We start from the raw sequence: 9,568 nt of genomic DNA, 5'->3' as shown, positions 1-9,568 counted from the left end.
GCCGCCACCGCCGACAAGGTCGTTCGACAGGCCGCATCCGGCGAGCAGGAGTGCGGCGGCGAGCGGGGCGGTGCGGCGCATGATCGACAAATTCGCCATCCTCGTGACTGTGATTGCGGCAGGTCGCCAAGGGGATAACCGCCTTCGCGCGGCCGGGCAACACGGGGCGCCGCGCAGGCCTGCGCCGGCACGGGGTTGCGCCGCCGGATGATCGTCCCAATTCGCAACCAGCCAGGACGGAAAGACGCGACCGGCCCGCCCTGGCGGCAGTCCGGAAAGGGAACGGCATGGTATTGGCGAATTTCGACGCGTGGCTGGACCGCACCCTGCGCAACCATGAAAAATTGCGCAAGCTTGCGTGGTTCGTGATTATTTATGGCGCGAGCGTGGTGGTTTTCGGAATCATTGCCTTCGGCCTGCAGGCGCTTGTGCCGGCCTGAGCGAGGGCCGGATGTTGCGCCGCCGCATGGAGTGCGCTACCGGCGCTGCTCATGCTGATGAAGGCACCTGAACGGTCCGACGGTGGCGTGATGTCCGCCTACCGGACGCGGATCGACGCCGGCACCATCCTGCCGGACCCGGTCCAGCGCCGGGCGGCGGAGCGCCTGCACGAGCTGTGGGGCCGGCTGCGCGACTACGATCCGCAGCCGAAGGCGCCGCCCAATGGCTGGCTCGGCCGGCTGCTCAACAAGAAGCGGGTGGACGAGGTGCCGGAGGACTATCCCTCGGGCCTCTATCTCGTCGGCGAGGTCGGCCGCGGCAAGTCCATGCTGATGGACCTGTTCTTCGCCGCCGCCGAGGTGCCGCGCAAGCGGCGGGTGCATTTTCACGAATTCATGCAGCAGGCCCATGCGAGGCTGCACAGGCTGCGCGCCGAGCGGCCCGATGCCGATGCGGTGCTCTCGCTCGCCGACATCATCGCCGGCGAATCGGCGCTGCTCTGCTTCGACGAGTTCCAGGTCCACGACATCGGCGATGCGATGATCCTGGCCCGGCTGTTCGAGGCGCTGTTCGCCCGCGCCGTGGTCGTCGTCGCCACCTCCAACACGCTGCCGGACGATCTCTACCGCAACAAGCCGGGCTATGACAGCTTCCGCCCCTTCATCGCCCTGCTCAAGCGCCATCTCGACGTGATGGTGCTCGATGGCGGGCGCGACTACCGGCGCGAGCGGGTGCGCGGCGCGCGCAACTGGTACGTGCCGGCGGATGGCCGGGCCGAGCGCGCTCTCGATGATGTGTTCGCCGAACTCACCGGCGGTGCCGCCCCGCGCGCGGAGGCGCTCACGGTCTTCGGCCGCAAGCTCGCCGTGCCGCTCGCGGCGCGCGGCGTCGCCCGGTTCGACTTCGCCGCCCTCTGCGCCCAGGCGCTCGGCTCGGGGGATTATCTCGCCCTCGCCACCCATTACGACACGGTGCTGATCGACGGCATTCCCCGTCTTTCGCCGGACAATTTCGACGAGGCGCGGCGCTTCATCACCCTGATCGACGCGCTCTACGAGCATCGGGTGAAGCTCTACGCCTTGGCCGCGGCGGAACCCGCGGCACTGTATACCTCGGGCGAGGGGGTCGCGATCTTCGAGCGCACCGTCTCCCGCCTCGAGGAAATGCGCAGCGAGGCGTATTTCGCCCTCGCGCATCTGACCTGAGATGCGGTTGCGCCGCTCCGGCCATTGGTCTAGGCCGCACGACGACGGAACCGCCCGGGACGGACGGCGCGCAAGGCGCCGGGTTTCGAGTGACAGGCGAGTGATCACCGTATGGGGGCCCCATGAACATACATGAATACCAGGCCAAGGAACTGCTGAAGTCCTATGGCGTCGCGGTGCTGGACGGGCACGTCGCCTGGACCGGCGAGGAGGCCGCCGAGGCGGCGCGCAAGCTCCCCGGCCCGGTCTATGTCGTGAAGTCGCAGATCCATGCCGGCGGCCGCGGCGCCGGCCATTTCAAGGACGATCCGGAGGGCAAGGGCGGTGTCCGCCTCGCCAAGTCGCCCGAGGAGGTTGCCGCCGCCGCCGAGGCGATGCTGGGCAACACGCTGGTGACCAAGCAGACCGGCCCGGCCGGCCGCGTCGTCCGCCGCGTCTATGTCGAGGCCGGCTGCGACATCAAGCGCGAGCTCTACCTCTCGCTGCTGGTCGACCGCGCGAAATCCGAGATCGTCATCATGGCCTCGACCGAGGGCGGCATGGAGATCGAGGAAGTCGCCGAGAAGCATCCCGAGAAGATCCTCCGCGTCGCGGTCGATCCGGCGAGCGGCATCTCCGGCTTCCACGCCCGCCGCCTCGGCTTCGGCCTCGGGCTCGACGCCACCCAGATGAAGGCCTTCGCGAAATTCGTGAACGCGATGTACAAGGCCTTCGTCGCGCTCGACTGCGCGATCGTCGAGATCAACCCGCTGGTCGTCACCGGCGCCGGCGAGGTGGTCGCCCTCGACGCCAAGGTCAGCTTCGACGACAACGCGCTCTACCGTCACCCCGATCTCGAGAAGCTGCGCGACGAGGCCGAGGAAGACCCGAAGGAACTCGAGGCCGCCAAGCACAGCCTGAACTACGTGGCGCTGGACGGCTCGATCGGCTGCATGGTCAACGGCGCCGGCCTCGCGATGGCGACGATGGACATCATCAAGCTCTACGGCGCGGAGCCGGCGAACTTCCTCGATGTCGGCGGCGGGGCGACCAAGGAGCGCGTCACCGCGGCCTTCAAGATCATCCTGTCGGACCCGAATGTCGAAGGCATCCTGGTCAACATCTTCGGCGGCATCATGCGCTGCGACGTGATCGCCGAGGGCGTGGTCGCCGCGGCGCGCGAGGTCTCGCTCTCGGTGCCGCTGGTGGTTCGCCTCGAGGGCACCAACGTGCAGCTCGGCAAGGACATCCTCTCCAAATCCGGCCTGCCCATCATCGCGGCCGACAATCTCGCTGACGCGGCGCAGAAGATCGTCGCCGCCGTGAAGGAGGCCGCATAATGGCTATTCTCGTCAACGCCGAAACCAAGGTCATCACCCAGGGCTTCACCGGCGCGCAGGGCACCTTCCACTCCGAACAGGCGATCGCCTACGGCACCAAGGTCATGGGCGGCGTCACCCCGGGCAAGGGCGGCACCCGCCATCTCGACCTGCCGGTGTTCGACACCGTGGCCGAGGCCCGCGAGGCGACCGGCGCCGATGCGAGCGCGATCTACGTCCCGCCGCCCTTCGCGGCGGACGCCATCCTCGAGGCGATCGACGCCGAGATCCCGCTGATCGTCTGCATCACCGAGGGCATCCCGGTGCTCGACATGGTGAAGGTCCACCGCGCGCTGTCCGGCTCGAAATCGATCCTGGTCGGGCCGAACTGCCCGGGCGTCATCACGCCGGATGCCTGCAAGATCGGCATCATGCCGGGGCATATCCACCGCCGCGGCAAGGTCGGCATCGTGTCGCGCTCCGGCACGCTGACCTACGAGGCGGTGGCGCAGACCACGGCGGCCGGGCTCGGCCAGTCGAGCTGTGTCGGCATCGGCGGCGACCCGGTGAAGGGGCTGGACTTCGTTGACGTTCTGGAAATGTTTCTGGCCGATAATGAAACCGAGGCACTGATCATGATCGGCGAGATCGGCGGCCAGAGCGAGATCGAGGCGGCCGAGTTCCTGGCGCGCAACAAGGTGAAGAAGCCCACCGTGGGGTTCATCGCCGGCGTCACCGCGCCGCCGGGCCGGCGCATGGGTCATGCCGGCGCCGTGATTTCCGGCGGGCGCGACACCGCGCAGGCCAAGATCGAGGCGATGAAGGCGGCCGGCATCCATGTGGCCGACAGTCCGGCATCGCTCGGCAGCACCATGGTCAAGGCGCTTCGCGCGTAACGAGGAGTCGGCGGGTTTGTTCATTCGTCATGGATCGGGGAGGCTTCATGCAAGGAAAGCATCCCAGAACCGAGACTTGACGGTGCAACGGCCTGATCGATTGGACTATGTCACGGTCTTGACTTTGCAGCGCGCCGGCTCAGTGCCGGCGCGAACTCCATGAGCCCAGTACGGCCGAGGGACATCTGAGATGGCGGGTGTGGATATTCTTGCGACGGCGATGAATGGCGGCAACGCGGCGTTCATCGCCAACCTCTATGCGAAATGGGTCGAGGCGCCCGATTCGGTCGATCCGGATTTCGCCAGCCTGTTCGCCGCGCTGGGCGACGATGCGCGATCGGTGCTGGGCGATGCGGCCGGCGCCTCCTGGGCGCCGCGACCGATCAGCTTCGAACGACCGGCCGCGCCGGCCGAGGCGGGCAAGGGCGCGCCGCTTTCCAGACAGGGCACGATCGATTCGATCCGTGCCCTGATGTTCATCCGGGCCTATCGCGTGCGCGGCCATCTGGAGGCCGATCTCGATCCGCTCGGCCTGCGCCAGCCCGGCCACCACCCGGAACTCGATCCGGCCAGCTACGGCTTCACCGAGGCCGACATGGACCGGCCGATCTTCATCGACATGGTGCTGGGCCGCGAGACCGCGACGATGCGCGAGATCATCGCCATCCTGCGCGAGAGCTATTGCGGCAAGATCGGCGTCGAGTTCATGCACATCCAGGATCCCGAGCAGAAATCCTGGATCCAGCGCCGCGTCGAGGGCGCGCCCTGGCGCACCGCGCTCGACAAGGAGGGCAAGCGCCGCGTCCTCACCCAGCTCACCGAGGCCGAGGGCTTCGAGACCTTCTGCCAGCGCCGCTATGTCGGCACCAAGCGCTTCGGGCTGGAGGGCGGCGAAAGCACCATCCCCGCGCTGCACGCGATCATCGAGACGGCGGCGCGGGCCGGCGTCAACGAGATCGCGATCGGCATGCCGCATCGCGGCCGGCTCAACACGCTGGTCAACATCGTCAAGAAGCCGTTCACCGCGGTGTTCTCCGAATTCGGCGGCGAGAGCTTCAAGCCGGACGCGGTGCAGGGCTCGGGCGACGTCAAATACCATCTCGGCACCTCGGCCGACCTCGTCATCGCCGGCAACAAGGTGCATCTCTCGCTGCAGCCCAACCCCTCGCATCTCGAGGCGGTGGATCCGGTCGTCGCCGGCAAGGTCCGCGCCCGGCAGGACATGGCGGGCGACACCCGCGGCCGCCGCTCGGTCATGGGCATCCTGATGCATGGCGACGCCGCCTTCGCCGGCCAGGGCCTCGTCTATGAAACCCTGGCGATGAGCCAGCTGATCGGCTACCGCACCGGCGGCACGGTCCACATCGTGGTGAACAACCAGATCGGCTTCACCACCGTGCCCGCCCACGCCTATTCCGGCCTCTATTGCACCGATGTCGCCAAATCCGTGCAGTCGCCCATTTTCCATGTGAACGGCGACGATCCCGAGGCGGTGGTCTTCGTCGCCCAGCTCGCGACCGAGTTCCGCCAGGAATTCGGCGTCGACGTGGTGATCGACCTGGTCTGCTACCGCCGCCACGGCCATAACGAGACCGACGAGCCGGCCTTCACCCAGCCGCTGATGTATCAGGCGATCCGCGGCCGCAAGACGACCCGCACCCTCTATGCCGAGCGCCTCGCCGCCGAGGGCGCGGTCGGCACCGCCGAGTCCGACCAGATCCACAAGGATTTCGTCGCCACGCTGGAAGAGGCCTACAAGGCCGCCGCCAGCTACAAGCCGAACAAGGCGGACTGGCTGGAAGGCCACTGGGCCGGCCTCAACTCCGCGCGCGACGAGGAGGGCGAGACCGAGGAACCCACCGCCATCCCGCTGGACACGCTGCGCCGGATCGGCAACGCGCTGGCCCGCGTTCCCGACGATTTCGACGTCAACCCCAAGATCGCCCGCCAGCTCGAGGCCAAGGCCGAGATGATCCGCACCGGCGAGGGGATCGACTGGGCGACCGGCGAGGCGCTCGCCTTCGGCTCGCTCCTGCTCGAGGGCCATCGCGTCCGCCTCTCCGGCGAGGACTGCCAGCGCGGCACGTTCAGCCAGCGCCACGCCGTGCTGATCGACCAGACCAGCCAGAACGAATACGTCCCGCTCAACAATATCGGCGAAGAGCAGTCCCGCATCGAGATCTTCAACTCGCTGCTCTCCGAGGCCGGCGTGCTCGGCTTCGAATACGGCTATTCGCTGGCCGACCCGCGCACCCTCGTGCTCTGGGAAGGCCAGTTCGGCGACTTCGCCAACGGCGCGCAGGTCATCATCGACCAGTTCATCGCCGCCGGCGAGAGCAAGTGGCTGCGCATGTCCGGCCTGACCCTGCTGCTGCCGCACGGCTATGAAGGGCAGGGGCCGGAACATTCCTCGGCCCGCCCCGAGCGCTTCCTGCAGCTCTGCGCCGAGAACAACATGGCGGTTTGCAACATCACCACCCCGGCCAACTATTTCCACGCGCTGCGCCGCCAGCTGAAGCGGAACTTCCGCAAGCCGCTGATCATCATGACGCCGAAATCGCTGCTGCGGCACAAGCTCGCGGTCTCGACGCTGGAGGACATGACCAACGGCTCGGCCTTCCGCACCGTGATCCCCGAGACCGATGCGCTGGTCGCCCCCGAGAAGGTCCGCCGCGTCGTGCTCTGCTCGGGCAAGGTCTATTACGACCTGGTCGCCGAGCGGCGCGACCGCGGGATCGACGATGTCGCGATCGTGCGGGTCGAGCAGCTCTACCCCTTCCCGAAGAAGGCGCTGAAGACCGCGATCGAGGCCTATGTGAACGCCGAGGTGATCTGGTGCCAGGAGGAGCCCGAGAACATGGGCTACTGGCATTTCCTTGACCGCCGGATCGAGGCGGCGCTGGAATGCACCGCGACGAAGATGGCCGCCTCGCGCCCGCGCTTCGCCGGCCGCAAGGCCGCGGCGAGCCCGGCGACGGGGCTTGCGAAGGTTCACGCCGCCGAACAGGCGGCCCTGGTCAGGGAAGCGCTCGGCGTCTGAGGCGCGGGCAGGAACAGCAAAAGGCAGGAAGCATGAGCACCGAAATCAAGGTTCCCACCCTCGGCGAGAGCGTGACCACCGCGACCGTCGCGCGCTGGATCAGGAAAGTGGGCGAGACCGTTGCCCAGGACGAGCCGATCGTCGAGCTGGAGACCGACAAGGTCACCGTCGAGGTCAATGCGCCCGAGGCCGGCACGATCGAGGCGATCGCCGCCGATGAGGGGGCCGAGGTCGAGGTCGGCGCCCTGCTGGGCACGATCGGCGCCGGCACCGGTGCCGCCGCCGCGCCGAAAAAGGCCGAGCCCGCGGCGGAGGCCCGCCCGGCCGCCAATCCGCAGCCCGGCGTCAACCCGCCGCCGCCGCCCTCCGGCCCGGTCGCCCGCACCGGCCACGCGCCGATGCCCGCCGCGCAGAAGATGATGACCGAGCAGAAGGTCGATGCCGCGCAGGTCGAGGGCACCGGCAAGGACGGCCGCATCACCAAGGGCGACGTGCTCGCCTTCATCGAGAAGCCGGCCGCCGCCCCGGCGCCGGCAGCACCCAGGGCCCAGCGCGCCGCCGATGCGCGCGAGGAACGGGTGAAGATGACCCGCCTGCGCAAGACCATCGCCGCCCGGCTGAAGGAGGCGCAGAACACCGCCGCCATGCTCACCACCTTCAACGAGGTGGACATGGGCCCGGTGATGGCGCTCCGCGCCGAATACAAGGACGTGTTCGAGAAGAAGCACAAGGGCATTCGCCTCGGCTTCATGAGCTTCTTCGTTCGCGCCTGCATCGCCGCGCTGCGCGAGTTCCCGGCGGTCAACGCCGAGATCGACGGCGACGAGATCGTCTACAAGAACTTCGTCAACATGGGCATCGCCGTCTCCAGCCCCTCGGGCCTGGTGGTGCCGGTGCTGCGCGACGCCGACCAGATGAACTTCCCGCAGATCGAGGGGGCGATCGCCGATTTCGGCAAGCGCGCCCGCGACGGCGCGCTGAAGCTCGACGAGCTTTCGGGCGGCTCCTTCTCCATCACCAATGGCGGCGTGTTCGGCTCGCTGATGTCGACCCCGATCATCAATCCGCCGCAATCGGCCATTCTCGGCATGCACAAGATCCAGGACCGGCCGATGGCGGTCGGCGGCAAGGTCGAGATCCGGCCGATGATGTATCTCGCGCTGTCCTACGACCACCGCATCATCGACGGGCGCGAGGCGGTCTCCTTCCTCGTCCGGGTGAAGGAGAGCATCGAGGATCCGCGCCGCCTGCTGCTGGACATCTGAGGAGCGCATCATGGCCGATCAGTTCGACGTCATCGTCATCGGGGCCGGTCCGGGCGGCTATGTCTGCGCCATCCGCGCCGCCCAGCTCGGCATGAAGGTCGCGTGCGTGGAAAAGCGCGCGACCCTCGGCGGCACCTGCCTTAATGTGGGCTGCATCCCCTCCAAGGCGCTGCTGCAATCCTCCGAGAACTACCACGAGCTCCTGCACGGCTTCGCCCGCCACGGCGTCTCCGCCGAGAACGTGTCCTTCGATCTCGGCAAGATGATGGGCCACAAGGACGAGGTCGTCGGCGCCAACACCAAGGGCGTCGAGTTCCTGTTCAAGAAGAACAAGGTCACCTGGCTCAAGGGCGCCGCGTCGTTCAAATCCGCCAACACGATCGTGGTGGACGGCAAGGAATATGGCGCGAGACACATCGTCATCGCCACCGGAAGCGAGAGCGTGCCGCTCCCCGGCGTCGAGGTCGACGAGACGCAGATCGTCACCTCCACCGGCGCCATCGCGCTGGAGAGCGTGCCGAAGCATCTCGTGGTGATCGGCGGCGGCTATATCGGCCTCGAACTCGGCAGCGTCTGGCGCCGCCTCGGCGCCGAGGTCACCGTGGTCGAGTTCCTCGACCGGCTGGTGCCGACGATGGATGGCGAGGTCGCCACCGCTTTCCAGAAAACCCTCGGCAAGCTCGGCATGAAGTTCAAGCTCGGCACCAAGGTCACCGGTGCGGCGAAGACCGCCAAGGGCGTCACCCTCACGCTCGAACCCGCCAAGGGCGGCGCCGCCGAAACGCTGGAGGCGGATGTCGTGCTCGTCGCGATCGGCCGCCGCGCCCATATCGAAGGGCTCGGGCTCGACGCGGTCGGTGTGGCGACCGACGAGCGCGGCCGGGTGAAGACGAATGGCCACTACGCCACCAGCGTCCCCGGCATCTACGCGATCGGCGACGTCATCGCCGGCCCGATGCTCGCCCACAAGGCCGAGGAAGAGGGCGTCGCCCTCGCCGAGCTGCTGGCCGGTCAGGCGGGCCATGTTAACTACGGCGCCATCCCCGGCGTGGTCTACACCTGGCCGGAAGTCGCCTCCGTCGGCAAGACCGAGGAAGAGCTGAAAGCCGAAGGCGTCGCCTACAAGGTCGGCAAATTCCCGTTCACGGCGAATGGCCGCGCCCGCGCCATGGGCGATACCGACGGGTTCGTGAAACTCCTCTCCGACAAGACGACCGACAAGCTGCTCGGCGCCCACATCATCGGGCCGGATGCCGGCACGATCATCGCCGAGCTGGTGCTGGCGATCGAGTTCGGCGCCTCGGCCGAGGATGTCGCGCGCACCAGCCACGCCCATCCCTCGCTCAACGAGGCGGTGAAGGAAGCGGCGCTGGCGGTCGACGGGCGGGCGCTGCACATCTGACGTTCCGTCGGATGAACTAAA

7 protein-coding genes are annotated in these 9,568 nt (G+C 67.9%); all 7 read left to right on the top strand.

Features of this window, described 5'->3' with window-relative positions; genetic code table 11:
• Window positions 1-113: 113 nt before the first annotated feature.
• Window positions 114-440 (top strand): DUF2474 family protein, encoded by a 327-nt coding sequence (locus tag RT91_RS22330; protein WP_205408983.1) that lies wholly within the window; start codon window positions 114-116, stop codon window positions 438-440.
• A gap of 51 nt (window positions 441-491) precedes the next feature.
• On the top strand, window positions 492-1,646 hold the full coding sequence (gene zapE, locus RT91_RS16520) for a cell division protein ZapE (RefSeq protein ID WP_035188547.1): 1,155 nt from the start codon (window positions 492-494) through the stop codon (window positions 1,644-1,646).
• Between the two features lie 122 nt (window positions 1,647-1,768).
• Entirely contained in the window at window positions 1,769-2,965 is a 1,197-nt protein-coding gene (sucC, locus tag RT91_RS16515; protein WP_011942380.1) for an ADP-forming succinate--CoA ligase subunit beta, read from the top strand.
• Entirely contained in the window at window positions 2,965-3,840 is an 876-nt protein-coding gene (gene sucD / locus RT91_RS16510) for a succinate--CoA ligase subunit alpha (RefSeq protein ID WP_007422249.1), read from the top strand. The genes sucC and sucD overlap by 1 nt, the downstream gene beginning before the upstream one ends.
• 190 nt (window positions 3,841-4,030) lie before the next feature.
• Window positions 4,031-6,880 (top strand): 2-oxoglutarate dehydrogenase E1 component, encoded by a 2,850-nt coding sequence (locus RT91_RS16505; protein WP_007422248.1) that lies wholly within the window; start codon window positions 4,031-4,033, stop codon window positions 6,878-6,880.
• A 32-nt stretch (window positions 6,881-6,912) separates the two neighbouring features.
• Window positions 6,913-8,145: a 2-oxoglutarate dehydrogenase complex dihydrolipoyllysine-residue succinyltransferase gene (gene odhB / locus RT91_RS16500; protein ID WP_007422247.1), complete on the top strand. Its 1,233-nt coding sequence runs from the start codon at window positions 6,913-6,915 to the stop codon at window positions 8,143-8,145.
• A 10-nt stretch (window positions 8,146-8,155) separates the two neighbouring features.
• Entirely contained in the window at window positions 8,156-9,547 is a 1,392-nt protein-coding gene (gene lpdA, locus RT91_RS16495; protein ID WP_035188545.1) for a dihydrolipoyl dehydrogenase, read from the top strand.
• Window positions 9,548-9,568 lie beyond the last annotated feature (21 nt).

The sequence above is a fragment of the Acidiphilium sp. JA12-A1 genome (assembly GCF_000724705.2).
GTDB classification, from domain to species: Bacteria; Pseudomonadota; Alphaproteobacteria; order Acetobacterales; family Acetobacteraceae; genus Acidiphilium; species Acidiphilium multivorum.
This window is presented reverse-complemented; position numbering and strand designations above follow the sequence as displayed.

What these genes read in the sequence shown, in the direction of transcription:
- zapE (WP_035188547.1), top strand. Translation starts at nt 492, where the DNA reads ATGCTGATGAAGGCACCTGAACGGTCCGACGGTGGCGTGATGTCCGCC.
- lpdA (WP_035188545.1), top strand. Translation starts at nt 8,156, where the DNA reads ATGGCCGATCAGTTCGACGTCATCGTCATCGGGGCCGGTCCGGGCGGC.
- RT91_RS16505 (WP_007422248.1), top strand. Translation starts at nt 4,031, where the DNA reads ATGGCGGGTGTGGATATTCTTGCGACGGCGATGAATGGCGGCAACGCG.
- odhB (WP_007422247.1), top strand. Translation starts at nt 6,913, where the DNA reads ATGAGCACCGAAATCAAGGTTCCCACCCTCGGCGAGAGCGTGACCACC.
- sucC (WP_011942380.1), top strand. Translation starts at nt 1,769, where the DNA reads ATGAACATACATGAATACCAGGCCAAGGAACTGCTGAAGTCCTATGGC.
- sucD (WP_007422249.1), top strand. Translation starts at nt 2,965, where the DNA reads ATGGCTATTCTCGTCAACGCCGAAACCAAGGTCATCACCCAGGGCTTC.